Here is a 23,564-nt window from a genome sequence, read left to right on the forward strand (position 1 = left end):
CGGCGCTCTTTCTGCGCCGCGCACAACTTTGTCGGGTTTTCGCTATGCCGCACGGAACTTTTGCACGATTTATCTGGCCATCATTCCTGGCAATGATCCTGTTCATTGCCCTGCCGATCGTGTCGGTAGCGATGCAGTCGTTCTTTGTTGAACATGAACAGGTCATGCGTGAGGTCGAGAATTGCGGGCCCTTCACATGTACCACGATTCTACAGGTCGATCTGGAAGCAACCGACGCGTTGAAGGTCGACGCACCTCTCGGGCGTTATAACGGCTTGGGAACCTACACAAACCGTGGGCATCTGGCCTTTGACGAAGTGAGCGAGATCTGGTCAGCATCTGAATCTTTCGGGGGATTCATCTCGGGGGTTTACAACCTGCCGTTCTACAAGGCGCTTTTCTTCACGCTTGCCTATACCTTCGTCGTCACACCGTTGGTGATCGTCTTTGGTCTATTGATAGCTCTGGGTGTGAACCGCCTTCCAAAAGTCACCAAGGGGCCGACAATCTTTGCCTCGCTCTTGCCGATGATCGTGACGCCTCTGATCGGGGGCTTGATCCTTTTTTGGATGGTAGACGCAGACGGCATCATCGGGGCTACGCTGCAGATCATCTTTGACGATCCTGATCTTAGCCTGAAAGCTTCGGCACCGCTCACCTGGATCATGCTGATGGTCTACGGCGTCTGGCATTCGACGCCCTTTGCCTTCGTTGTGTTCTACGCGGGGTTACAGACGGTTCCCACGGATACTCTCGAAGCTGCGAAGATCGACGGGGCAAGCAGGTTTCAACAGGTCCGCTATGTCATCGTTCCCTACATGATGCCGCTTCTGGTCTTCATCACCTTGATGCAACTGATGGACAATTTCCGCGTCCTTGAACCCATCGTGTCCTTCTCGGCCGAAGCCAAGGCCAGATCGCTCAGTTGGATCATCTACAACGACCTTTCGGGGCAGGATAAACTCTTCGGCTCGGCCGCAGCGACTTCGATGCTAACAATCCTCGGCGTTGCCATCCTGCTGACACCAGTGCTGATCAAGACCTGGCAGGACTTTAACCGGAGGGCGGTGTGATGGCGTCAGCGGCTAACAAATCACCGCGTCTGCTGACGTGGTTCGCGACCTCGATGATCATCTTCTGGCTGATGATCGCGATCGGGCCGTTTGTCTGGACGGTCTGGGGATCTTTCAAGGTACAGGGCGATTTCTTTTCCAAGGCCGATTGGCGGAACGCGATCTACGGCGTTTACACACTTGCAGAAACCGGCAGCAACTTCACTGGCAATGGCTATCACGGTGCCTGGATCCAAGAAGAATTCTGGCGAAATGTATTGAACACGACTGTTGTCGTTGTTTGCACCGTCATTATTTCACTGACCCTAGGAACTTTGGGCGGATATGCCTTGGCGCGTTCCGGATATCGTTACGCATTCTGGCTTTTGATCGCAGCACTCGTGTTTCGGGCCATGCCGCATATCACGCTGGTCTCAGGCTACCTACTGCCATTCTTCGAATGGAACCTGTGGGGACGACTCTCGACCACAATCGTCGTACTGGTCGCAATTAATCAGCCGTTTACGCTTTGGATGTTGCACTCGTTCTTCCTGAACATCCCGAAAGATATGGACGAAAGCGCTATGGTCGATGGCTGCACCCGGTTCCAGGCGTTCTGGCATGTGATAATTCCGGTCATGTGGCCGGGCGTCATTACCACCGGGCTATTTTCTTTCCTTCTGGCCTATAATGACTTTGCAATTACCTCGATGCTTCTGAGTTCGGAAAACCAGACGATGGTGCCCAAAATCGCAAGCTTCCTGACGCAGATCCGCGAACAGGGCAACGTGATGTTTGCCGTTTCGGCGGTGGTGAGCGCTATGGTGCCTCTGTTCTTCCTGGTTTTGTTCTTCCAACGCCAGATCGTTAGCGGGTTGACCGCCGGCGCGGTGAAAGGGTGAGGCGATGGACCGTCTGACACTCGCCTCCGCTCCGCTGATTTTCACATGGTATCTGGGAGATCGTCTTCAAACCTAGGGTGTGTCGCGCCGTTAACGCAACGCCGCAACCCAACCGTCACCTCTAGATCAAGGAAGATCCATGTCAGTAGACCTGCAATCCGCCAAGTCGCTTGTTCAAGCGTACTTCACCGCCCGTGACAAAGGCGCCCCCGGGGCCGAAACCGCTGCTGCTTGCGCAGAGTACCTGTCCCCTGAGCACACCTACCGCGGTATGCGCCCGTTTTACGATGTCGAAGGGCCCGAAGCATTGGCCGACACCGTCTGGACACCGCTGAAGAATGCCATGTCCGCCATCCAGCGGCGTCCCGATATCTTTTTCGCCAGTCATGCCGATCTTGACCCGGGTGCCGGCACCTGGGTTGTTGAAATGGGCAATTTCCTGTGCGATTTCACGGACGACTGGCTGGGCATGTCCGCCACCGGAAAAACCACCTATCTGCCCTACGCGACGATGTCTCGGGTCCAGGACGGAGCCATTGTCGAAACGGTAGAGTTTCTGGATATTCTCGCCGTCTTGAGCCAGGCAGGCCGGAACCCACTGGCGAAACACCAGACCGGGGGCATGATGATGTCGCCGGGACCAATGACCCACGACGGGCTTCTGCATGACCCCCAGCCCGGGGACCTGACCCAGAACACCTATGATCTGACCCACGCCATGCTGACCGATCTGGCGCTGAGCTATACGTCGCCAGGCGATCATCTGGTCCGGTTCTGGAACGCGGACATGAACTGGTTCGGCCCGGCCGGCATCGGAGCCAGCCTCTCCATTCCCGGCTACCAACGCGGACACACCCTGCCTTTCGAAGCAAAGCAAGACGTGGTGAAGATCCACGATTGGGAACTTGCACTGGCCGAAGGCAACATTGCCGCCTTCATGTGGTGGCCTTGCCTGACCCTTCGCAACACCGGCGATTACCTCGGCGCGCCTGCCAATGAAGTGGCTGCCGAAATGCGCGTCGTGGACCTTTACCGCCGCGACGGCGACAAGCTCGCCGAGAACTGGATATTCATCGACATCCTGCATTTCCTTGCCGAACAGGGCGTTGATCTTTTGGCCAATACTGGAGAGACCGAATGACTCAATTCATGCCCGATCGCTCGAAATCGCATCATCCAGCCACCGCCTTGTCGCGGGGTCACATGCCCACGTCGTTCGACATATCTCTCAAGAACTACACCAAGGGCGGGGCGCACCGCATCCCGCCCTATCTCGGGCCGTCGCAATCGCTTGGCGGGTTCGATCCCGAGTACCGCAACATCGTCGACTATATCGTCCGCATCACCTATCGCATCTGGGAAACCGAGGCCCGTGAAGTCGAATATATCGAAGCGTGTTACTCCGACGATTGCCTTGTCTATGACGACTATGGTCTGCAGCACGGCAACGCCAAGATCGTCGGCGACACGCACCACACGACTGGCGCAATCCCCGACATTATCCTTAACGCGGAAGAGGTGATCTGGGCTGGAGATGACACTATCGGATTTCACACTTCACACCTGACGCGCATCAAGGGCAAGAACACCGGGCCGAGCAAATACGGCGACCCGACCGGAGCTGAGGTCGACGTCATGGTCATTGCCAACTGTGTGGCACTTGGCAACGACATTTTTCTTGAGCACGTGCTTTACAACACATCCGCCATGCTCAAGCAGTTGGGCCTTGATCTTTGGGAAGAGGCGGACAGGCTGGCCGTCGATCCTTTCCCCGGCTGGCCGCGTAGCGCCGAAACTTGGGCCGATCTGCGGTCCGGTGTGCGTCCTGAGCGCCCGTTGAGCGTTGGCGAACCTGTTGAGGGGTTCGACCCCGATGCTTTTGCCAGAGCCATCCATGACAGCCTTTGGAATGCCGATGGGGCGGCACTGGATGAATGCTATGCCGCCGATGTGTCATTCGAAGGGACAACCGATCGCAAGTATTTCGGGCGGGACGCTTATCGCGCCTACATCGCCGAACTGCGTGAAGCCTTCCCTGACATGAAACACCATGTCGACGAGGTCTACTGGATGGGCAACGATGACGACGGTTATCTGATCTCGACCCGTTGGAGCGCCGCTGCCACCCATACCGGTGGCACTCTCTACCGAGACCCCACGGGGCAGAAATGCCAGATCTGGGGCATCACGCAACAGCGCGTCAAGAATGGCGTGGTTCAGCAGGAATGGCAGCTTTTCAACGAGTTGGACCTGATGATCCAGATCGCCATGGCCCGCCGCGATGGCTGATTATCAGGACGCCAAGGTGCTTGTCCGCTCCGCCAATGCGGCTATTGATGCGGCAGGCACGGAAAGTGTTTCCGAGGCGATGACACCTCATTTCGCCGCCAATCTTGCGTGGCGCGGCATGTACCCGTTTCATGAGCAGATCAGTCCGGAACGCGTTGCTGACGTCTTCTGGCGGCCGTTGAAACAGGCCATGGGGCCATTGCAACGGCGGCCGGACATTTTCTTTGCCGGACGGAACGAACTTGACGGGTTTTCCTCGGTCTGGGTTGTCGAAATGGGGCATCTGATGGGCACATGGGATCAGTCCTGGATCGGGCTCGCACCCTCCCGCAAGCTTTCGTTTCTGCGCTATTGCGAGTTTCACCGCATTGAGAAGGAAAAGATCGTCGAAACCGCCTGCTACGTCGATATCCTGAACCTTTTGGCGCAATCGGGACGTCATCCAAGCGCGGGCACAACCGGATCGGTCCTGTTGACGCCTGGACCTGCGACGCATGATGGCCTTTTGTACGATGCGCATTCGGAAACCGAAGGCCGGGCGAGTGTCGGTCTGATCTCTGACATGGTCACCGATTTGCGCGCGAACAAAGTTGGCTCGCCCGAAGAGCACATGACCCGTTTCTGGACGCCCAATATGTGCTGGTTCGGCCCCGGCGGCATCGGCGCCAGCGCATTCTTCGATGGTTATCGGCGCGGCCACTCAGGACCGTTCGAGGAGGGTCTGGAATACGTTCGCCACACCGAACATGTCGCGCGTTTGGGCGAGGGCAACTACGGCGGGTTCTTCGGCTATCCCAGCCTATCCCTACGGTCGAAGGGTGGGTTTCTTGGCCTACCGCCTGGCGAAGTCGAAGCCGACATGCGGATCGTGGATCTCTACCGCCGCGATGGCGAAAAACTGGCCGAGAACTGGATCTTCATCGACATCCCACATTTCATGGCCATGCAAGGAGTGGACATTCTGGCAGAGCTTGGGCGCGAAAGCTGATCAGGTTCTGTTCGCCACGGTGCCGCGCTCGACCAGTTCTGGCACGATGCTCACGTTACCTGCTGTGTCGTTTCCGGCTATCGCAGCTAGCATCAGCGAGACGGATTGGTCGATCATCCGGTTGATCGGCTGGCGCAATGTCGTCAGATCATACTCAGGCAATGCCGCCATTGGAATGTCGTCAAAGCCGACAATCGACACGTCTTGCGGCACCGTGAGTTTCAACTCGCTGCGAATTACGCCGAGTGCTTCGATCGCCATGTAGTCGTTGGCGATGAAGATCGCATCTGGCCGCTTTGACGCTGGTCTGTCCAAAAGTTTGAGGGCAGCAGAGCGCGTCTCAGCCAGATCAAAATGCCCGGCAGCATGATCAAACAGGCTGTGTCCCTGATCCGACAGCTCTTGCTCAAATCCCAATTGGCGGTCGCGCCCGGTCGAAGATTCCGCCCAACCGGACAGCAACGCAATCTTTTGGTGTCCAGTTTCAATGAGATAGCGCGCTGCCAAGCGTCCGCCCAGGACATTGTCTGACGACACGCAAGACACACCTTCCTCAGCCTTTATCCGGTTGAACATAACGACTGAGATACCTTGATCCTGGCAATGCTTGCAAAGCGACGAAGACAGTTCGACCGATGCGGTGATAATCCCGTCAACCTTGTATTCCAGCAATTCGGATACCGTCTCTTCGACCCCGACTGCGGTTTCCGGCATCATGAAAACCATCGCGTGATAGCCGTTCTTCTGCAATTCGATACAGAGCTTTTCCAGTGCCAGCGCATAGAATTGATTGTCCAGATAGCTGAACAGCAAGGCGATGATCTTCGAGCGCCCAGTGATCATCGACCGGGCAAGAGCGTTTGGCCTATAGCCCAACTCCTTGGCCGCATCGAAGATTCTCTTCTTCGCTTCCGCCGATACGCCGGACTGAGTGGGTACACGAGAGAAGGCGCGGCTCACGGCGGATTGCGACACGCCCGCCCGTTTGGCGACGTCGACCGAAGTTACTGAGTTCTTCCTGGCCATGTTCCAGATGCCCCGAATTTTTTGTTCCATTTGCCCCGTAATCAACGGAGAATCCGAGGATATTTTCTGCGTGGGCCGGAAGACTTTCCACGATCCTATCTCTACCGAATGACCCAGGTCAATTGACGGATAGGCAGTATGTTTTGAAGCCTTCACCCCGTCTCGACGTCCGCTCATTTCAGTCGTTCTAAACGGCAGAGGTTTCGTTTCGTCTTGACGCTGCACATCCTCAAACCATTGGGTGTCCTGCAGACATGACATTCTGCCGCGACCGTATCCGCGACACACGCTGCTGCATTGCCTATCATCGCCATGGCGGCCAAGGCCCGTCTTCAACATCCACAATGTCGGCTTATACGTTTCGAGGCCATCGGCGCAGTTCGCCCTTGGACCTCCAAGCCGCCGAAAGCGCTCGCAGAAGATGCCCATTTGAGTGGCTGCCCTAAACGGGCGTTCAGCCCTGCTTGCACAATCGCCCAGTCAGCACGGTGCTGATGACGGGCGTGGAGGGAGGATCGGAGGGCAAATCATGCCAAGAGTCCAACTTCCCGCAGTACCCCCATGTGCAAAGCCTGGAACAAAGGGCGCATCATCGGACAGAAACGTCCACTGCTGCCAAAACAGGTTTGGGCGATCCGTGCTCGATTCGAGCTTGCAGGCAATCTGCGCGACCTGACTTTGTTCAACGTCGCCATCGACAGCAAGCTTCGAGGCTGTGATCTGGTCAAGCTAACCGTGCCTGATCTTATCAAAAACCATCGCGTCCGGGAACGTGTTTCGGTGATCCAGAGCAAAACCAAGCGACCCGTTCAATTTGAACTGTCGGAAAACACGCGAAAAACCGTTCTGGCCTAGGTCAGAATTCCAGAGATGCTTGCTTGCCTGTTCATGTTTCCAAGCCGGTTTCACGACCGACCACACATCTCGACGCGTCAGTACGCACGGCTTATTCGCGACTGGGTGAAGGCGATCGGGCTGGAGCCGAGTGGATACGATTTACACTCGCTCCGCCGCACAAAGGCGGCCGAGATCTATCGTAAGACGGGCAACCTTCGCGCGGCGCAACTGCTCCTTGGCCACACCAAAGTCGACAGCACGATGCGTTAACTTGGTGTCGAATTGGAAGATGCTCTGAGCATAGCCGAGCGCATCGACATATGACCTACCTTGGCGAGCGGTTCTGCCGTTCGCCATCTCATAACGCGATAAACGGCGACTTCGGCGATATGAGTTGCAAAACAGCGATAGCCATGCCGCAGATGCGAGGTATTTCTGCGTCAGCAATAGCTGCGACTGCACAAGTCCGGTTTGTCCCGCACTCCCGAAGTCGGGTCACGCTACAATCTCGTGGGCGCAGCGAATGGCCGGTTCGGTGAAGCTGCACTGCGGCGTAGTCTGACACGATAAATGTCTGGTATGGGCCGTCCTCGTGATCAGCAATTGGCGGGGCAGGGGGCTTTGCTGCAACGGCACCGAGGTCAGCAGCGAGCCCAAAATACCCGATGCTGCTCTCGGTTCCAAAGTCGGTTTTCCCGCAGAACTCGGCCCTTCGTCAGGCAACCGGCGTGAAGTCCATCGTCCAGTTGGTTTCCCAGGTGGCTCCATCATCAGTCGAGAAAGCTTGTTCCCAACGTGGGACCGCCCCCTTTTTCCAAAGAAATCTGACGATGAGGGGCTGCCCGTTCAACACATCATGCGCGCGAAATTCACCGGTATCTCCTGTGAATCTACCCTTTACCGGCGTATCAAGCCTGTGGGGCGATCTACCGTCGAGCCACCAAATTGCCCAGTCCCCTGAATCTGGATCGAAGCTGCGCAAGGCAATGGCGCGATAGGGGTGCCCGGGAAGCTCGACAAAGTTGTCTTCAACATTTCCATGGCCTGCAAGAATTGGCTGCGTGTGCGAAAGGCCTGCGAATACCTCCCAATCATCGCAGTCGGTTAGCCGCTCTTTCAGGCGTCTGTGCTGCACGGTCCAAGAACCGAACATGAAGTCAAAAGCATTCTGAACGGTGTTTGTAGCCTCGCGGCCGCGATCGGTTTGCATGGATTGTCCTTTCTCCGTGACATGCGTGCTTATGAACGACATAAACTGACAAGTTGTGTCATGTTTTACGGAGAGCAGATGAAATCTTCGCGCTTACTTTCAATTTTATTGCGTCTTCAAACCCGCGGCCTGATGACGGCGCAGCAGCTGGCCGACGAATTTGAGGTCAGCTTGCGTACGATTCAACGGGACATCGACCAGCTAAGCTATGCAGGTGTCCCGGTTTTCGCCGAACGCGGACGCAATGGCGGCTATCGGTTGATGGATGGATACCAGACCCGATTGACGGGCCTTGATGCAGATGAAGCGCGCAGCCTGCTGCTGGCGGGGCTTGGCACCGCATTGGATGATATCGGTTTGCTGGAGGCCGCGAGCCAGACAGAGCTGAAAGTCATGGCGTCGCTCTCTGGGGCCACGCGCGATCAGGCCAATGTTGTATCCGAAAGGTTCTTGTTGGATCCGCTGGGTTGGTATCAAAAGAAGACCACGGCTCCATTTGTGTCTGAAGTTGCCTCGGCGGTGTGGAATGAAAGGCGACTGTCGATAGAATACGAAAGCTGGAACGGTGTCGTGGACCGTGTTGTGTCGCCCCTGGCGATTGTGCTGAAAGCCGGTAACTGGTATCTCATCGCGCTCGTCGAAACCCCACGTGTCTATAAGATTGCAAACATCCGGAGCATCAAGGTTCTCGATGAAACGTTTTCACGCCCGAAGAATTTTGAAGTCAGCGCCTTTTGGCACAGCTGGGGCGCAGATTTCGAGCGTCGGCTGAAGTCTCAAGCCATTGCGCTTCGGGTCAGCTCAACAGGTTTGCGCATCTTGACGGAAAGGGGCTTTGCGCCGCAGTCGCCTATTGAGATCCCGAACCGAAAAGGATGGTTCTCTGTCAACGTACAAATGGAGGTTGGCGTGAAGGCCGTTCGTGATGTCTTATCTCTGGGTTCTGAGGCCGAAGTCCAGGAGCCAGCCGCATTTCGGGAAGACGTAATCGCTGAGGCACGCAAAGTTATCGATCTACATGTATCTTGATTTCGCCGAGGTCCGTTTAGTGTAGATAACCCGCCACCTTTTGCGATTGCAGCGAATTCACCCTTCGTCCGCAACTTGATCCTTGCCACCGATTTATTTGCTGCGCTGTGCATGAATGACCGCTGCTTCGGCTGCGATGCGGCATAGAAAATTACGCGCAGGCGGCAATTGTCACGCTGCGAGCGCACGCAGCAAAAAATAGTAATGACCGCCACGGGCTGATTTCGTTGAAAAAGTCGTCCTTTTTCTGGCGCAATGGCGTGCTATCGCTTTGATTTCTTTTGAGCGTTGAAGGCTCGTTCACCGTTTTAACCGGTGGCGGGCACCAGTGGCTTGAGTTTGGCTAGTTTTCGGAGGTTTTGGGCGGTGGCTGCGAGGGTGAACTCGTCTTGAACGCCGCATGGACCTCGCAATCGGAGCCGCCCCAACCCGAGAATGCGTTTGAGGTGGCCAAGAGCAGCGCAAGCAAGGATCCTGCGGGCGTAAATGGGCGAAGGCACCGGGAGGAGGAGTACCTTCGCCGAGCCGGCGGCTGGGGGGAATGATATCGCTGGCTTATCCCGGGTCTGTCGCGCCGGTCTTAGGCCTGATGGGTGATCCGGCCACCGCAGATGGTGACGGCAGCACGCGCGGTGCTGAGCTGGCTGGGCTCCAGCGCCTCCAGGTCCTTGTCCATCACTACAATGTCGGCCATCATGCCTGCGCTCAGGCGGCCCTTGCGGTGCTCGTTGAATTCCACCCAGGCGTTGTCGCGGGTGTAACAAGCGAGCGAGGCGCGCAGGCCCAGACGCTGCTCCGGCCAATGGGCCGGCAGTTCTACGCCGGCAACAGCACCCTGGATCGACAGCATCGGATCCACCGGCACAACCGGCCAATCAGTGGACAGCACCACCTTGGCACCGCTGTCACGGATGGTTTTCCAGGCAAAGGCGGTTTCGAATTGATGCATGTGCAGGATGTCGCCGCCACCGTAGGGGGGAAAGAACCCGCCGAGCGGTGAGTGCAGCGGCTGCAGCGAGGCCACCGCGCCCAGCTGGCTGAGGCGGGGAATGTCATCGGGGTGGATGGTTTCGATATGTTCGATCCGGTGGCGGCTGTCGCGCGCACCGTTTGCCTTTTGCGCGGCCTCATAGCCATCCAATGTGAGGCGAACAGCGGCATCGCCAATTGCATGCACCGCAATCTGCAGGTTCTGCGCATCGGCCCGGATGCAGACCTCGTTGAAATGCTCGGGCGAAAACAGCGGCTCGCTGCGGCTGTCAGTGCCGGGATATGGCTCCAGCATATAGGCGGTCTTGCTGTCCAGCACCCCGTCCACGAACATCTTGACCCGGTTGGACCAAAGCATATCGCCGTTGTAGAAGTTGCGCATTTCCACGGCTTCCGCGATGCGGTCCACCGGGTCGGTGTGTTTCAGATGCAGCGGGATTTCGGTGCGGCACAGCAGGCGTTCTTCGGTCTCCAGTTCTGCCAGCAGCCCGAGCTGGTAGAAATTGCCGTCCATATTGTGCAGACCGGTAATGCCTTGCTCGGCGCAGTGTTTCATCCCCTTGGCGAGAACGTCCTTATCCGAGGCCCGGATCGCCGCTGGTGGCGGGGGAACCGGATCAGCGCCGGTGGTCATCCCCAGCATTTCGCGGCCGCCAAGGGCAGTCAGCGCCAGGATATTTTCATAGGCCGCAGGCTCCAGCAGTTCGCCAGTGGCCAGACCGTCCGGACCCATGACTACCTCCGAACCGACGCCGCAGTCTTTGCCATGCAGTAGTCCGGCAAGCTCCAGCGCCTTGGTATTGGCATAGACGGTGTGGTGGTCTGCGGTAGAGGCAGCAAAGGGGCGGTCCGTGATCGCGGCGTCCAGATCGTGGCGGGTGATCGGACGGTCCCCCATCAGGGCGTAGTCGAGCGAACAAGCAAACAGAAGCTGATCATCCGGACGCCCCGCCGCATAGGGCTGCACGGCTGCGCGCAGGGCTTGCACTCCGATGACGCCGTGCAGGTTCAGGAATTCAAGCTCGGCTGAACCGCCGAAAATATGCACATGGCTATCGATGAAGCCGGGCAGGACTGTGCCACCCTGTGCGTCGATCACCCGCGCCATTCCTGCGATGTCACGGATTTCAGCAGTGGTGCCAACGGCGGTAATTTTGCCATCTTCGATGGCCAGAGCTTCGGCATCCGGACCATCAAAAGTGATAACCCGCCCATTCAAAATGACGATATCGGGCATGAATGTCTCCAATATTCGGCATGCCCGCCCCCGGGCATACCGCCTGCCGTCAGGCAGAGTTACTTTTGCAAGTCAGTCCAGATTTTTGTATAAATTCGCTGCACGCCGGGCGGGCAGGTCTCAGAGATATAGCCCGCATCCTGCAAATGCTCGGGTATGATCACCTCAGGGGCCGTGGCCATGTCTTCCGGCATGAATTCCTCGGATCCCATGATGCCGTTGGCATAGCGCGCAAAGGTCGAGATCAGCGCAGCGTTTTCCGGGTCCATCACGAAGTTCTGGAAGATTTTTGCATTTTCGGGGTTCTTGGCGTCGGCCAGAACAACTGCATTGTCCATCCAGATGGGGAAGCCTTCCTGCGGATAGCCATAGACAATATCTGCGTTTTGCAGCCGTGCCCGGTAGGCGGGGCCGTTCCAAAACACACCGGCGGAGACATCGCCCTTGGCGAATTGCTCGACCGTGCCATAGTCGATCGACAGCCAGTGTTTCTTGGCCTCCACAAGCGTATCGCGGACCTGCTTCAGAATGGCCTTGTCACCGGTGCATTGTTCGCCGCCGTGGTAGCCGATCGCCAGCCCCATGATGTCGTTCATTTCCGGGATGACATTGATCTTGCCTTTCAGCTCTTCCGGGGGATCCAGGAAAATGGCTGCGGTATTGGGATCTCCGTCATAGATTGCACTGTTGACGGTAAGGCCGACAGTTCCCCATTGCCACGGCACGGAATACTTGCGGCCCGGGTCAAAAGCCACATCCACCCAGCGCGGGTCAACGTGCTTGAAGTTTTCCATCGTATTGGGGTTGGTTTCCATCAAGAGGCCTTCGCTGGCCCAGATCGGAATATACGTGCCCGAAGGAACTACGATATCAAACCCGTGACCGCCGGCCTTGACCTTGGCCAGAGCCGTGTCGTTACTGTCATAGTCGGTGAGCGTGACCTTGATGCCGGTCTCATTTTCGAATTTGGTGATCAGGTCAGGGTTGGTGTAATTGCCCCAATTGTAGATGTTCAGCTCACCCTCGGCCCAGGCAGGCACGGCCAGCGCTGCGGCGGCCCCCAGTGCAGTGATAAGAGTTTTCATGTGTTTCCCTCCCTTGGGTTACTTTTCTTTACTCTTCGACAGCAGATAAAACGCCACCACCAGCGCGACGGAGATCGCCAGCAGGACAGTTGAGATCGCATTCACTTCAGGCGTGATAGCCCGGCGCAGCTGGCCCAGCATGTAGGTGGGCAGCGTGTCTTGGCCTGCGGATTTCACAAACTCGGTGATCACCACATCATCCAGCGAGATCACAAAAGACAGCATCGCACCCGCCAGCACCCCCGGCCACAATTGCGGCAGGGTCACCCTGCGGAACACCTGCCAAGGACGGCCATAGAGATCGGCTGCAGCCTGCTCAAGGTTGAGGTCCATGCCCTGCAACCGGGCACGGATCGGCATGTAGGCAAAAGGAATGCAAAAGGCGGAATGGGCGATGATCAGGTACCACAGGCCGGTATAGTCGGTGGCGACCTTGATCATGGCAAAGAACAGCAGCAGGGCCACGGCGGTCACGATTTCCGGGATCATCAGGGGCTGGTTGATCATTGCAAAGACCAGGCCGGAGCCGCGGAACTTGCCGGTCCGGGAGGTGGCCAAGGCTGCCATCAGCGCAACGCTTGTTGCTACCAGGGAGGCGCTGGAGGCAATGGTCAGCGACAGCACGGTGGCCTCCTGCACCTTATCGTTTTCCCAGGCCGCCTGATACCACTGCCACGAGAAGCCTTCCCAGATTGCGATACTGGTGCCGACGTTGAAAGAATAGACTACCAACAGGATGATCGGCAGATAAAGAAGAACAAAACAGCTAAGCGCTACAAAGGTAAAGCCGGTCTGTTTGCGGATGTCGAAGGAGCGGGGCTTAGCCATGGTGAGTCTCCCCGCTCTCGGACGAGCGGACATAGATGATCAGCGCCACCATTACGATGGCGAGGAGGGCGATCGACAGCGCCGCACCCAAAGGCCAGTTGCGCCCTTGTCCGAACTGCAGCTCGATCAAGTTACCCAGCATCAGCTGCTTGCCGCCGCCCATGATGCGGGGCGTCACATAGGCCCCAAGCGATGGCACAAAAACCAGAATAGAACCGGCCACCGCTCCGGGTTTGATCAGCGGCAGGATGACCCGGCGGAGCACTTTCCAGCGTGAGGCGTAAAGGTCGTACGCAGCCTCGACCAAGGAGAAATCCATCCGTTCCATGCTCGCGTAAATCGGCAGCACCATCAGCGGCAGAAAAACATAGAACATGCCCAGCGTGACCGCGAATTCGGTGTACATCATCTGGATCGGGGTCTCGATCAGCCCAAGCTTCATCAGCACCGTGTTCAACACGCCTTGGTTGCGGATGATCTCCATCACCGCGAAGGTCCGGATCAAAAGATTGGTCCAGAACGGAATCATAATGAGCAGCATCCAAAAATCGCGTTTGTGAGCCGGGCGTGTCGCGATGAAGTAGGCGGTTGGAAAACCGACCAGAAAGGCCACGAATGTGGTCATCAGCGACAGTTTCACAGAGCGCCAGAAAATCGCCAGATGGGCATCGGAGAATGACAGAGTTTCATCGAAAACGTCGCGCTCGGCGATGACGTTGAACCAGGCCTCCATTGAAAACGTCCAAACCACTCCGCCGTAGTCTCCGGCGGTCAGAAAGGAGTAAACGACCACAATCAGCAGAGGGGCCGCAGCGGCTAGTGTCAGAATGGTCAATGCCGGTGTTAGCAGCAGCCAGCGGTTGCGTTCGGTCTTTGCGTCCCAGGACATGGTCTCAGTCCCTCAGAACCTGGGCGATGCCAGGGTTAAAGGAGACGCCAACGCTGTCGCCAATTCTGTGGTGCTCCTCCGCATCGGGCTGGTTCTGGCGCCGGATGACAAAGGTGGGCTGGCCTTCGCTTTCGACATGGTAGTGGGTGTCAGTGCCGAAATAGACGATGTTTTTCAGCCTGCCATTGATCAGCGCGCCGGGCTCTGAAAGCACTGCATGTTCCGGACGCACAGCGATTGTCACTGAGCCGCTATGAGCACCGCTCGCAGGGCTGCGGGCTTCAACCATCCTGCCCGAGAGCAGCCGCACTTGCGCTTTGCCGTTTGCCTCCGTCACAAGATCTGCGCTGACGAAATTGGTATCTCCAATAAAGTTTGCGACAAAGCGCTCGGCAGGGTGGTCATAAATGTCCTTGGGGCCACCGGTCTGCAGGATGCGGCCGGAGTTCATCACCGCGATCCGGTCAGACATGGTCAGCGCCTCCTCCTGGTCATGGGTGACAAAAACAAAAGTGATACCGGTTTCCGACTGCAACCGTTTCAGTTCGATCTGCATTTCTTTGCGCAGTTTGAAGTCCAGCGCCGAAAGCGGTTCGTCCAGCAGCAGCACTTTGGGTTTAGGGGCCAGAGCACGGGCCAAAGCTACCCGCTGCTGCTGCCCTCCGGAGATCTGGCTGGTCATCCGATCCGCCATCGGTGTCATCTGAACCAGGTCCAGCATATCTGCGACCACGGACTTGATCTCAGACTTTGGGCGGCCAAGCATCTCCAGGCCAAAACCGATATTCTCAGCCACTGTCATGTGCGGAAACAGAGCGTAATTCTGGAAGACCGTGTTCACTGGCCGGGCATAAGGCGGTTTGGATAGCATATCCTCGCCATTCACCGTCAGGCTGCCAGAGGATGGATTCACAAACCCGGCAATCGAGCGCAGCAAGGTTGTTTTACCGCAGCCTGACGGCCCCAGCAGGGTGAAGAACTCGTTTTCTTCTATCGTGACATTGATGTTTTCCAGCGCAGTAAAGGCTGAGACGCCTGCACCGAAAATCTTCGACAACCCGGTTATCTCAATCATTGTTCGCGCGCCATCCGTGCCGTCCTCCCTGTGCGGAGCATCATCATTTTCGTGCGCTCCGGTGTGGGAAGGTAGATATGATCAAATTTCTTTCGTCAACTATTTCGTAGTCAGATTTATTTTTAAAGTCAGCTATAAACTTGCGCTGAAAACCAGAATGAATATGATCACCGGCATGACGGGATTGAGAGAAAAGCAAAAGCAGCAGCGCCGCAGCGAGATGCTGAAGGCAGCCATGTCCCTGTTTGCCGCACAGGGCTACAGTTCAGTAAAACTTGAAGAAGTTGCGGAAGAGGCGGGAGTGTCGCCGGGTACGCTCTATACCTACTTCAAAACCAAGAATGATCTTCTGTTGGCAGTGGTCACTGAGGATTTCGAACACGGCTTCACCCTGGGCCGCCAGTTCATTGATGAACCGCAGACGGATGCTTTGACGGCAATCAACACGCTGACGAAATGCCTGTACACTTACCGCATGGGAGGACCGACCTCGGAAATGTGGCGATTCGCCGTGGCAGCGTTCATGACCCAGTCGAAGTCGCACTTTGCCCGTGAATACGAAAAATGCTTGAAGCGTCAGCGCGGCCAGTTCGCCCGGCTGGTCCGTAAACTGCAAGCTGCCGGTCTTTTTCCCGAAACAGCGGATGCAGTTGCTTTTGTTTATCTTCTCGACAGCGCCGCGTCATTGAGCTTTCTGGAGCATATCCGTGACGACACGGCGCCGGACTCTGACCTGGAGGCCAAGTTGTACAGGTGCAATGAACAATTGCTCTCCATGGTGTACCAGCGGGATGCTGCACATCAGATTTCTTCGGCAGCCTGTTAGAAAGCGCCTGTTCCTCCGCATGATGCCTGCGGCGGCTCCGGTAATCAGCTCCTCGCATTACTCATCCGATACGGGCTCGTCGTATGAGCGCATTTCTGATCTTCGTGGTGCTCGCAGGCTGTCCGTCGTCAGGGTTTTTGGCACCGAAGGCGGCCTGAACAAAGAGAGAGTTCGGCTCATCTGTTTGGTTTGATTCTGCGGCGCGTTGACTGTGATGCAAGCGGCGCGTTTCGAGCGTCTTTCGCTTCATCCTTTCTCGTTGCTCCATAATTGTATTGTCGCGCCCGAAGCAGACGCCGGCGGGTGTGACGTTGTTCAAGCTCTCGTGGTAACGTTGGTGATTGTAGTGATCGACCAAGGCCTTGACCTGTGCTTCGAGATCGCCGGGCAGGAAGTAAATCTCCAGCAGGATGCGGTTCTTTAGCATCTGGTGCCATCACCCAATGTTGTCTTGCGTCTGGGGGGGATGCTTGTGGCTGAGTGCAGCGAAAGGGTGGCTCGGATTTCGGCGAGTTTGCCGCCTGCGAACGGCCGGTTAGGCGAAAACCGCCGCGCTGCCGAAAATTTCGCGCTGCGGGAGCGAGAGGTTTCTGCGTCAGCAATAGCCGCAAGGGCAAAAGGCGGCTTCGTCCGCGTCAGTTGTGTCCGACCTGGCTGCAGCGAACGTACGGTCTCGGTTCCCGTCAAAACCAGGCCTGTGAATGACCGGTCTGACGGCAGTTGCTGCAACGCCGAGTATCACCTGCCGCGAGTGCGAACGAATGCTGCGTCAGCAACATGCCCAAACTTCAATGTCGGGAAAGTCCTGCAGATTGTGAGTTCGCGGCTTCTTGGTTTTGCGCTTGTAGCGAATGTCTCCTTTGGCGAGCTGCAGCGCAGCGACAGTCACCTCGATCGGACGGCAGCTATGGGCCGTTCTCGTAGGCTCAATCGTTAGATATTGCACTTGCAACAGCGTTGGTACTGATCCCAATAAAGTGATTTCGCTACCGCGAACGAACGGCGGCTCCCGTTTGAGGTCAACCAATTGATCCGTTTCTTGCGCTTTCACCTCAAGTAGCTCAACACCCGCAAGAACCGGGTCGCGATTCACTCGCATCATTCCTTAGGTGATTGGCATGTAATTTCAAAAAGGCATGACCATGGAACTTAAAGACAAAACCATCATCATTACCGGCGCGAGCAGCGGAATTGGTGCTGCAGCAGCGCTTCTGTTTGCCGCGGAAGGGGCGAATGTTGTGTTAGGTGCCCGTCGGGAAGCTCAGCTAAACACACTCGTCGGGCAGATTACCCAAAGCAACGGGCGCGCCGTTTACCTTGCGGGCGACGTGACGGACGAAACATATTCCAGGGATCTTGTTGATCTGGCGAAACGGCAGTTTGGCGGCCTTGATGGCGCATTTAACAATGCGGGCATTATGGGCGAGATGGGTCCAATTCCCGAAATGGAGTCCGGCAACTGGCAGTCGGTTCTTGCTACAAACCTCAACAGTGCATTTTTTGCGGCCAAAGCGCAGATTCCGGCAATGGAGGAACGCGGTGGCGGGTCTATTGTATTCACCGGAACTTTTGTTGGTGTCAGCAATGGGGGAATGCCCGGCATGGGGGCTTATGCCGCATCAAAGGCTGGACTGATTGGGCTCGTACAGTCTTTGGCATCTGATCATGCGGCCAAGAGGGTCCGTATCAACACCATTTTGCCGGGTGGTACTAAAACTGACATGGCTGGCGATGATCCTGCAACGCACGACATTATTGCCAACTTGCATCCCCTGAAACGCATGGCGGAGCCAAAGGAGATTGCCCAATCTGCATTGTTCCTGCTGTCAGATCGGGCAAGCTTCGTGACGGGTTCTCCGGTCGCCGTTGACGGTGGTATGGCGACCCGCCTGCTTTAGATATCTGCCGTTGGTTGCTTCGTAACCAACGGCGGTCTCCATCCAGACAAGATAGCTCGCCCAAAAATCCATATCGTGGTGAACGCCATCTTCGACGACTTTCGCCAGGGTATCGTCACCGCAGACTGAATATTCGGATTGGACTTTCGCTGCTCGCCACCTTTTTGATCAGGTAGATGGGCTTTGTTGCGCAAATCGGAGTTTGAGCGCAGTTCCCCCTTCCCCGGACAGACTTATCCTATATCTGCGGCTCAACTGAGGATGATGCCGCGCTGCCTCCGAGGTCCGCTCTGAGCCCACAGCCGACATGTCTATTTCTCGCTGCGTGCGCTCGCAGCGCGGAAACCGCCGCGACCGCATCATTGCTAGCGCCGCTGAGCGGTACAAAAGCGGACCATTCCGTGCACTACGAACCTGATTGAGATCGGCACTGCTCGATGATGTGCTTGCGGACAGCAGCGACAGCGGGCATTGAAAGCCGCTGCGCACGACAAAGCAATGTGACCTTGACCGGTTTCAGCGACCAATCCGGCAGCAAACGAAAAAGTGTTCCGGCTGAGACGTCTGACTTTGCCAGTTGCTCAGGTAACATCGCGATTCCGGTCCCGAACATTGCCGCCGCACGGGCCAATTCCATTGTATTGACTCGGATGGCGGGCTCTGGACAAATGTCTTGTTGCACTCCGTCTGAGTTTCGAAACGACCAAATTGGCGCTTCCTGAGTACGCAAGATGACCGGCAGGCCTGGCAAGTCTGATGGTGTTCTCAAGGCGTCGAAACGATGTAGAAATTTCGGGCTTGCGAATGGCGCTCGCGGCGCAACCGGGAGAGACACAGCCACGTCTCGTCCTCTATCTCGTTCGCCCGTCCGAAATGAAAGGTCTATATCGTCGGTTGAAAAATCCGATCTGGCATCGTCTGCGTGTAACTCCAACTCAATTTCCGGATATTCGCGCTGCAGCCCCTCAATCATGGGCAGGAAAATTGTCTCCAGGAGACTGTTCGGTCCCGAGAGCGAAACGCGCCCTTCAACCCTGTCGCCTCTCTTAAGGCCAAGCTCAGCTTCGGCCTGCGCTGCGGCGTCAACCGATGCGACGCAAATGTTGAAAACCCGCTTGCCCGAAGACGTTGCCATGACCGATCGGCCAGATCGATCCAGCAGAGTGAGTCCAAGATCGGCTTCGAGCACGGCAATCTTCTGGCTGATAGCCGACTTTGTTGTTTTCAGATCAGCTGCAGCAGCGCTCATTGATCCGGCTCGGAGCGTGGCGACAAAGGCCTTGGTGCAGGAGAAATGCCTATCGTTCATAAATTCGAACGATAGTTTAAAAAAGAGCTATTTTCCAGAACTAACGGCCTAGCTAGGTTCTTCGCAACAAGGACGTACAGGAGCCGTATCGTGAGACAAGATTTGATATTCCATCCAGCCGATAGTCGCGAGCACAAAGACTTTGGATTCATGACTGCCCAGCTGTCTTTCAAGCCGCATCTGCAAACCGACCGGCAAAGGTTTGGCCCATTGATCACGATCGACGACGGCACGCTTGCACCTGGTGCTCAGGGGTTTGGCCTTCACCCGCACAAAGATGTTGAAGTGGTGACGTTTCTGGTCGACGGCTCCGTGGAACACATTGATCCAAATGTTCCGAGCCACAATGGTCGGATGTCTTCAAAAGGCATCCAAGTGATCACTGCAGGGACAGGCATCGTCCACAATGAGGTCAATGCTTCTTCAAGCGACCCAATGCGCGCGTTGCAGATCTGGTTTGAGCCCCACTCGCTTGGTCTGAACCCCGACTATGCGCGCAAGCAACTTGATCCGGGGGATTACACCGATGCCTTCCAACTTGTCCTGTCGCCGACGGGGAACAAGGAGTCTTTGGTTGCACAGCAAGATGTTCGCATGAATTACGGGCTGTTCACGACCTCTCAGACGCTCTCATTTCAACCCGCAGATCAAGGCCGCAGCATCTACGCCTTTGTCATCAACGGCTCCGGCGAAATTGCCGGAAAACGCCTAACCAAGGGTGACGGGGTCGGGATTGTGAACACACAGACGCTGTCGCTTGTGACACAGCCAGATCTGGAACTGCTGATTTTCGACTTACCACCTCTCACGCTATCAAACTGAAACTGAAAGGAAAAAGTGATGACCGCTAAGAAACCGAGCCCCCAAAATGCCGCCATGGTGCTGATTGACCATCAAATCGGTACAATGAATTGGGCCAAATCTGTTGATCGGGATCTGATCGAAGCACACACACGTGCGCTTGCAAGGGTTGCTATTGATCTTGGAATGCCTCTTGTGATGACATCCAGCATGGAAGAACACATGCAAGGGCCGCTGATGCCTGCGCTGGAAGAGCTTGCACCTGATGCTTATGCGGCCCGGGTGAAACGCCCCGGCGTGGTGAATGCCTGGGATGACAGTGCGTTCGCAGATGCAGTGCGTGGTACTGGCCGCAAGCATTTCATCATGGCGGGGATCACCACCGATGTGTGCCTTGCACCTCCCGCCATTGATGCTGCTGCCGAGGGTTTTGAGGTGACGGCTGTCGTGGATGCCTCTGGCTCGCCCACATCGCTGACAGATGAGATGGCATTTCGGAAGATGGAGCGCGGCGGAGTCGAATTGACCACGACGAGTGCACTTCTCGCCGATCTCGCGGTCAATTGGACCAGCGAGGACGGGCAGAAGATATTGGCGGTGTTGGGGGAAGAAATCCTCAGCCGGGGTTAAAGGTCGATGATCGATGGAGGGTTCGCTGTCCATCGATTGCCCTTCAATGTAGCTGTTCGTTCCTCAAGGCCGCGCCGAAGCGCCGTGCGAAGTCCATGAACATTCTTTGTTCTTTCGACCCCATTTCAAACAGAGAGACCATGTTGGCTTCCTGCGCTGCTTGGATTTCACAGGTTTGTGCCTGTCCGAATGTCTGAAAACGGGAAATTCGTTGCGCCGACAAACAGCAATCGCTGCGGACGCAAATGCTTTCTGCGTGAGCGAAAGCCGCAGCTGCACAAGTCCGGAAAGTCCCGCCCAGCGTAAGTTCAGTCAGCCTTTGATTTTGCGCTCGCAGCGAACGGCAGGTTCGACGGGCCGCGCTGCAGCATGGAGACTATGGGGTGAAAGCGGTAGGCTTCTTCAGGGCCTAGCACGTTGTCGATCATACCGGCATCTGCAGAGTCGGACGTATGCAAATGAGTGTCGCCAAAAAAGACCTGATTGGGAAAGCTCTGCCGTGGATAAGGTGAATACTGCCTGTCGCCGCGTTGAGTGCTCGGGATGTCCTCGGCATGGGCGCAAAAAGCAAGCAAATTGGTAAGAACAGATGCAAAACGGATCATTTTCGACCTCATCTATTGCACGAATGATGCTACGTTAAATGCATATTTCTACGACTCGTTCCTGTTCTTCGAAATAATTAAATTCTATCTGCCGCACTAAGCCGTTGGCTAGGTTCAGCGGGGCGGAGGTGGAAGCACCTTCTTCGACTGGAGCACCTGAAGGATGTCAATAATCGCTTCAGTACTCGTTTCGATTGAACCTCGGAAGAACAGTCCGATGCCACCTTCCCCTAACTCCCGTGTGCCACCGGCGTCGTAAGTTGGCGAGAGAGAGACAAGTTCGGGAGGTAGTTCTGGGCATACTGGGTTTCTTTGAAGTATTGCGTTCGCGGTCTCGATGAATACCTGCCGAACCTTTTCGACATTACCCTTTGCATCGGACGACTCGGTGAGTTGATCCGGAGCAAGTCTCAGGTCATCCAAACGGAAAAAAAGGCAGTCATCTTTGAATTCGGCCGAAGCGGAAGCACCCACCGTCAAACCACCAGCGAAAGTGTTCTCGCCGCGTATAGATCCACCGCCGCTGCGGCTTTCGCATCGGAAAAGCTCTGCTTCGATCCTCCCACTTAGCGAAATCACTGTATCGTCGGCACGGGCCGTTGCTTCGGTCACGCCGATCAGTGCGTTGCAGACATCTACAAACGCGGCTCGTTTGAGTTCCTCTACAAGTATTTCGTTTGCTCGGCGTAGGTCTATGACACTTTCGATTGAGATCCTTGTCGCGTTCACATCTTTTAGTCTCAATGCCAGATCAACGGGAAACTCACGATCTCCTAGCTTGACGTCCCCGTTTGCTTCGAAGGTAACCTCTTCAGCCAGCAGCGCGGATCCGAAAAGCCCGGCAGTAGCTAGTATCAGAAGAAAGATCCGATCCATCATCCTGCCCCCCCAACAATACCGCGAGATTGCATAACCGCCAGGAGTTCCATCATCGTCATCGCACTGGTGTCGATTGAGCCGCTCAACGCAACACCGATGCCACCGTCACCAATTTCTCGTGTACCGCCGGCGTCGAGAACCGGATTCAACGAAGAAAGCTCCGAAGGCATCTCCGGACAAATCACATTCTCTTCGGTGAACTCCTTTGCCGTGGTGAGAACGACCTCCTCGACACGCTCCGTGAGGCCAATTAGGTTAACCAACCCGCCGACAAACCCAGTAGGTTGAAGCACGACGTCGGCAAGATCAAAGTGAACGCATTGATCTTGAACATTGGCGCGTGCCGCTGCGGCGATCCCAACAGTCGTCGAGATAAAGCGAACTCCACGCCCGTTGGTTCCCTCGGATTCTTCGTTTCGACAACGATAAAGCTCGACGTCCACTGAGCCTACGAGTTCAATGAGATCACCGCTGGCGCGGGCATCGTCGAGTTCAAAGTCAACATTCAAAGAGCAACTTTGTTCCAGAGTACCCGACAGAAGTGCGGGCGCTTGGACTTGGATTTCTCGCAGATCTAAGAGCCCCCGGAAACCTAGGCGCGTTGACGTCACACTGCTGATGCCCGCGTTAAATGTGTAAGGTAGGTTTTTCCCACGAGCGGGAATCTTGTTTGAGATGCTAAATTGAACTTCCCCGGCGTAGTCGCTTGGCGACGCATTCTGTGCACTGGGTCGAGCGTTCAACTCGGACTTCAAAAGTTCTGGGTTCGTGGTTGCGCAGGATGCGAAGAACAGCAAACACACAAAGGCAAAAGGTACGGTTTTACGCGCCCCAAGTTCCGCCAAACTCCATTGTAGTTCTATTCCCATTACCCTTCGCTCAACCTCACCGTTGAATATCAACCCTAACGTACAGCGTCACGGCGAAGGTCAACAGTTTGCACCACGAAAATATACTGGTGCGGTGTTGTGTTGTCGCAACGACTTGCAGTTGACGCGGGTCCTTTGAAACTTCGAGCATAAGCTCTGCCCACAAGACTTTTCTCTCGCGTTAAGCCCTGAGCAGGAGCAGATGCATTCGGGCATCTGCCAATATTGCGAGGGTATACTTTCGATTCGTCGCCATGCCAGCACCTCTCATCAACAGACCGACTCCTAGGCGACACAATGTGTTTTACTC

General features: G+C 56.0%; 22 protein-coding genes and 3 pseudogenes. 11 read left to right on the forward strand and 14 right to left on the reverse strand.

Translation table 11 applies throughout. The annotated features are described in order from the left end of the window. Positions 1-44: 44 nt before the first annotated feature. The 5 genes from AC2FLG_RS16565 to AC2FLG_RS16585 all read left to right on the forward strand — a co-directional run bounded on the left by AC2FLG_RS16565 (position 45) and on the right by AC2FLG_RS16585 (position 5,231). Complete coding sequence (locus tag AC2FLG_RS16565) at positions 45-1,073, forward strand: carbohydrate ABC transporter permease (protein ID WP_496707119.1); 1,029 nt, start codon at positions 45-47, stop codon at positions 1,071-1,073. After that, positions 1,073-1,954: a carbohydrate ABC transporter permease gene (locus tag AC2FLG_RS16570; RefSeq protein ID WP_496697402.1), complete on the forward strand. Its 882-nt coding sequence runs from the start codon at positions 1,073-1,075 to the stop codon at positions 1,952-1,954. The genes AC2FLG_RS16565 and AC2FLG_RS16570 overlap by 1 nt, the downstream gene beginning before the upstream one ends. Before the next feature lie 139 nt (positions 1,955-2,093). After that, positions 2,094-3,095 carry a nuclear transport factor 2 family protein gene (locus AC2FLG_RS16575; protein ID WP_496707122.1) on the forward strand — a complete coding sequence of 334 codons (1,002 nt, stop codon included), beginning with the start codon at positions 2,094-2,096 and terminating at the stop codon, positions 3,093-3,095. Then, a complete protein-coding gene (locus AC2FLG_RS16580; protein WP_496707124.1) occupies positions 3,092-4,243 on the forward strand; it encodes a nuclear transport factor 2 family protein in 1,152 nt (383 codons plus the stop codon). The genes AC2FLG_RS16575 and AC2FLG_RS16580 overlap by 4 nt, the downstream gene beginning before the upstream one ends. Further along, on the forward strand, positions 4,236-5,231 hold the full coding sequence (locus tag AC2FLG_RS16585) for a nuclear transport factor 2 family protein (protein WP_496702573.1): 996 nt from the start codon (positions 4,236-4,238) through the stop codon (positions 5,229-5,231). The genes AC2FLG_RS16580 and AC2FLG_RS16585 overlap by 8 nt, the downstream gene beginning before the upstream one ends. Here the strand turns inward: AC2FLG_RS16585 and AC2FLG_RS16590 are convergent, their stop codons facing one another. Continuing rightward, positions 5,232-6,257 carry a LacI family DNA-binding transcriptional regulator gene (locus tag AC2FLG_RS16590; RefSeq protein WP_281973846.1) on the reverse strand — a complete coding sequence of 342 codons (1,026 nt, stop codon included), beginning with the start codon at positions 6,255-6,257 and terminating at the stop codon, positions 5,232-5,234. 529 nt (positions 6,258-6,786) lie between these two features. Between AC2FLG_RS16590 and AC2FLG_RS16595 the strand changes: the two are divergent. Further along, positions 6,787-7,364, forward strand: a pseudogene (locus AC2FLG_RS16595) (tyrosine-type recombinase/integrase). Between the two features lie 445 nt (positions 7,365-7,809). Here the strand turns inward: AC2FLG_RS16595 and AC2FLG_RS16600 are convergent. Next, the gene (locus AC2FLG_RS16600) at positions 7,810-8,304 is read right to left on the reverse strand and encodes a DUF1579 domain-containing protein (RefSeq protein ID WP_496707126.1); all 495 of its coding nucleotides are present in this window, start codon (positions 8,302-8,304) and stop codon (positions 7,810-7,812) included. 78 nt (positions 8,305-8,382) lie between these two features. On the opposite strand from AC2FLG_RS16600, the gene AC2FLG_RS16605 reads away from it, so the two are divergent. Further along, complete coding sequence (locus AC2FLG_RS16605) at positions 8,383-9,333, forward strand: helix-turn-helix transcriptional regulator (RefSeq protein WP_496707128.1); 951 nt, start codon at positions 8,383-8,385, stop codon at positions 9,331-9,333. Between the two features lie 308 nt (positions 9,334-9,641). Here AC2FLG_RS16605 and AC2FLG_RS16610 read toward each other — a convergent pair. From AC2FLG_RS16610 to AC2FLG_RS16635, 6 genes and pseudogenes are all read right to left on the reverse strand, one after another. Continuing rightward, positions 9,642-9,782: pseudogene (locus tag AC2FLG_RS16610) on the reverse strand (IS5/IS1182 family transposase); the annotation flags it as partial. 131 nt (positions 9,783-9,913) lie between these two features. After that, the gene (locus AC2FLG_RS16615; protein ID WP_496707129.1) at positions 9,914-11,560 is read right to left on the reverse strand and encodes an amidohydrolase; all 1,647 of its coding nucleotides are present in this window, start codon (positions 11,558-11,560) and stop codon (positions 9,914-9,916) included. Between the two features lie 59 nt (positions 11,561-11,619). After that, positions 11,620-12,645: an ABC transporter substrate-binding protein gene (locus AC2FLG_RS16620; protein WP_496707131.1), complete on the reverse strand. Its 1,026-nt coding sequence runs from the start codon at positions 12,643-12,645 to the stop codon at positions 11,620-11,622. Between the two features lie 18 nt (positions 12,646-12,663). Beyond that, positions 12,664-13,473, reverse strand: coding sequence for an ABC transporter permease (locus AC2FLG_RS16625; RefSeq protein ID WP_496707132.1), 810 nt, complete (start codon positions 13,471-13,473; stop codon positions 12,664-12,666). Continuing rightward, a complete protein-coding gene (locus AC2FLG_RS16630; protein ID WP_496707134.1) occupies positions 13,466-14,362 on the reverse strand; it encodes an ABC transporter permease in 897 nt (298 codons plus the stop codon). The genes AC2FLG_RS16625 and AC2FLG_RS16630 overlap by 8 nt, the downstream gene beginning before the upstream one ends. 4 nt (positions 14,363-14,366) lie before the next feature. Further along, positions 14,367-15,437 (reverse strand): ABC transporter ATP-binding protein, encoded by a 1,071-nt coding sequence (locus AC2FLG_RS16635; protein ID WP_496707135.1) that lies wholly within the window; start codon positions 15,435-15,437, stop codon positions 14,367-14,369. Positions 15,438-15,594: 157 nt separating this feature from the next. Between AC2FLG_RS16635 and AC2FLG_RS16640 the strand changes: the two genes are divergently transcribed. Then, the gene (locus tag AC2FLG_RS16640) at positions 15,595-16,263 is read left to right on the forward strand and encodes a TetR/AcrR family transcriptional regulator (RefSeq protein WP_496707137.1); all 669 of its coding nucleotides are present in this window, start codon (positions 15,595-15,597) and stop codon (positions 16,261-16,263) included. Between the two features lie 196 nt (positions 16,264-16,459). Here AC2FLG_RS16640 and AC2FLG_RS16645 read toward each other — a convergent pair. After that, positions 16,460-16,699 (reverse strand): annotated as a pseudogene (locus AC2FLG_RS16645) (integrase core domain-containing protein); the annotation flags it as partial. A 333-nt stretch (positions 16,700-17,032) separates the two neighbouring features. Beyond that, the gene (locus tag AC2FLG_RS16650; RefSeq protein ID WP_496707138.1) at positions 17,033-17,365 is read right to left on the reverse strand and encodes a hypothetical protein; all 333 of its coding nucleotides are present in this window, start codon (positions 17,363-17,365) and stop codon (positions 17,033-17,035) included. 40 nt (positions 17,366-17,405) lie between these two features. On the opposite strand from AC2FLG_RS16650, the gene AC2FLG_RS16655 reads away from it, so the two are divergent. Then, positions 17,406-18,161, forward strand: coding sequence for an SDR family oxidoreductase (locus AC2FLG_RS16655; RefSeq protein ID WP_496707140.1), 756 nt, complete (start codon positions 17,406-17,408; stop codon positions 18,159-18,161). A 406-nt stretch (positions 18,162-18,567) separates the two neighbouring features. Here AC2FLG_RS16655 and AC2FLG_RS16660 read toward each other — a convergent pair whose 3' ends face one another. Beyond that, the gene (locus AC2FLG_RS16660; protein ID WP_496694316.1) at positions 18,568-19,470 is read right to left on the reverse strand and encodes a LysR family transcriptional regulator; all 903 of its coding nucleotides are present in this window, start codon (positions 19,468-19,470) and stop codon (positions 18,568-18,570) included. Positions 19,471-19,560: 90 nt separating this feature from the next. On the opposite strand from AC2FLG_RS16660, the gene AC2FLG_RS16665 reads away from it, so the two are divergent. Next, complete coding sequence (locus AC2FLG_RS16665; RefSeq protein ID WP_496707141.1) at positions 19,561-20,292, forward strand: pirin family protein; 732 nt, start codon at positions 19,561-19,563, stop codon at positions 20,290-20,292. An 18-nt stretch (positions 20,293-20,310) separates the two neighbouring features. Further along, positions 20,311-20,901, forward strand: a complete 591-nt coding sequence (locus AC2FLG_RS16670) for an isochorismatase family protein (RefSeq protein ID WP_496707142.1) — start codon at positions 20,311-20,313, stop codon at positions 20,899-20,901. Between the two features lie 308 nt (positions 20,902-21,209). Here AC2FLG_RS16670 and AC2FLG_RS16675 read toward each other — a convergent pair whose 3' ends face one another. The 3 genes from AC2FLG_RS16675 to AC2FLG_RS16685 all read right to left on the reverse strand — a co-directional run bounded on the left by AC2FLG_RS16675 (position 21,210) and on the right by AC2FLG_RS16685 (position 23,254). Continuing rightward, a complete protein-coding gene (locus AC2FLG_RS16675) occupies positions 21,210-21,506 on the reverse strand; it encodes a DUF3604 domain-containing protein (protein WP_496707144.1) in 297 nt (98 codons plus the stop codon). Between the two features lie 114 nt (positions 21,507-21,620). Beyond that, entirely contained in the window at positions 21,621-22,385 is a 765-nt protein-coding gene (locus tag AC2FLG_RS16680; RefSeq protein ID WP_496702878.1) for a hypothetical protein, read from the reverse strand. Beyond that, positions 22,382-23,254, reverse strand: a complete 873-nt coding sequence (locus tag AC2FLG_RS16685) for a hypothetical protein (protein WP_496707146.1) — start codon at positions 23,252-23,254, stop codon at positions 22,382-22,384. Before AC2FLG_RS16685 ends, AC2FLG_RS16680 begins: the two co-directional genes overlap by 4 nt. Positions 23,255-23,564 lie beyond the last annotated feature (310 nt).

This window comes from Ruegeria sp. CDSA193, assembly GCF_059611885.1.

What these genes read in the sequence shown, in the direction of transcription:
- AC2FLG_RS16565 (WP_496707119.1), top strand. Translation starts at nt 45, where the DNA reads ATGCCGCACGGAACTTTTGCACGATTTATCTGGCCATCATTCCTGGCA.
- AC2FLG_RS16570 (WP_496697402.1), top strand. Translation starts at nt 1,073, where the DNA reads ATGGCGTCAGCGGCTAACAAATCACCGCGTCTGCTGACGTGGTTCGCG.
- AC2FLG_RS16575 (WP_496707122.1), top strand. Translation starts at nt 2,094, where the DNA reads ATGTCAGTAGACCTGCAATCCGCCAAGTCGCTTGTTCAAGCGTACTTC.
- AC2FLG_RS16580 (WP_496707124.1), top strand. Translation starts at nt 3,092, where the DNA reads ATGACTCAATTCATGCCCGATCGCTCGAAATCGCATCATCCAGCCACC.
- AC2FLG_RS16585 (WP_496702573.1), top strand. Translation starts at nt 4,236, where the DNA reads ATGGCTGATTATCAGGACGCCAAGGTGCTTGTCCGCTCCGCCAATGCG.
- AC2FLG_RS16590 (WP_281973846.1), bottom strand. Translation starts at nt 6,257, where the DNA reads ATGGCCAGGAAGAACTCAGTAACTTCGGTCGACGTCGCCAAACGGGCG.
- AC2FLG_RS16600 (WP_496707126.1), bottom strand. Translation starts at nt 8,304, where the DNA reads ATGCAAACCGATCGCGGCCGCGAGGCTACAAACACCGTTCAGAATGCT.
- AC2FLG_RS16605 (WP_496707128.1), top strand. Translation starts at nt 8,383, where the DNA reads ATGAAATCTTCGCGCTTACTTTCAATTTTATTGCGTCTTCAAACCCGC.
- AC2FLG_RS16615 (WP_496707129.1), bottom strand. Translation starts at nt 11,560, where the DNA reads ATGCCCGATATCGTCATTTTGAATGGGCGGGTTATCACTTTTGATGGT.
- AC2FLG_RS16620 (WP_496707131.1), bottom strand. Translation starts at nt 12,645, where the DNA reads ATGAAAACTCTTATCACTGCACTGGGGGCCGCCGCAGCGCTGGCCGTG.
- AC2FLG_RS16625 (WP_496707132.1), bottom strand. Translation starts at nt 13,473, where the DNA reads ATGGCTAAGCCCCGCTCCTTCGACATCCGCAAACAGACCGGCTTTACC.
- AC2FLG_RS16630 (WP_496707134.1), bottom strand. Translation starts at nt 14,362, where the DNA reads ATGTCCTGGGACGCAAAGACCGAACGCAACCGCTGGCTGCTGCTAACA.
- AC2FLG_RS16635 (WP_496707135.1), bottom strand. Translation starts at nt 15,437, where the DNA reads ATGATTGAGATAACCGGGTTGTCGAAGATTTTCGGTGCAGGCGTCTCA.
- AC2FLG_RS16640 (WP_496707137.1), top strand. Translation starts at nt 15,595, where the DNA reads ATGAATATGATCACCGGCATGACGGGATTGAGAGAAAAGCAAAAGCAG.
- AC2FLG_RS16650 (WP_496707138.1), bottom strand. Translation starts at nt 17,365, where the DNA reads ATGATGCGAGTGAATCGCGACCCGGTTCTTGCGGGTGTTGAGCTACTT.
- AC2FLG_RS16655 (WP_496707140.1), top strand. Translation starts at nt 17,406, where the DNA reads ATGGAACTTAAAGACAAAACCATCATCATTACCGGCGCGAGCAGCGGA.
- AC2FLG_RS16660 (WP_496694316.1), bottom strand. Translation starts at nt 19,470, where the DNA reads ATGAACGATAGGCATTTCTCCTGCACCAAGGCCTTTGTCGCCACGCTC.
- AC2FLG_RS16670 (WP_496707142.1), top strand. Translation starts at nt 20,311, where the DNA reads ATGACCGCTAAGAAACCGAGCCCCCAAAATGCCGCCATGGTGCTGATT.
- AC2FLG_RS16675 (WP_496707144.1), bottom strand. Translation starts at nt 21,506, where the DNA reads ATGATCCGTTTTGCATCTGTTCTTACCAATTTGCTTGCTTTTTGCGCC.
- AC2FLG_RS16680 (WP_496702878.1), bottom strand. Translation starts at nt 22,385, where the DNA reads ATGATGGATCGGATCTTTCTTCTGATACTAGCTACTGCCGGGCTTTTC.
- AC2FLG_RS16685 (WP_496707146.1), bottom strand. Translation starts at nt 23,254, where the DNA reads ATGGGAATAGAACTACAATGGAGTTTGGCGGAACTTGGGGCGCGTAAA.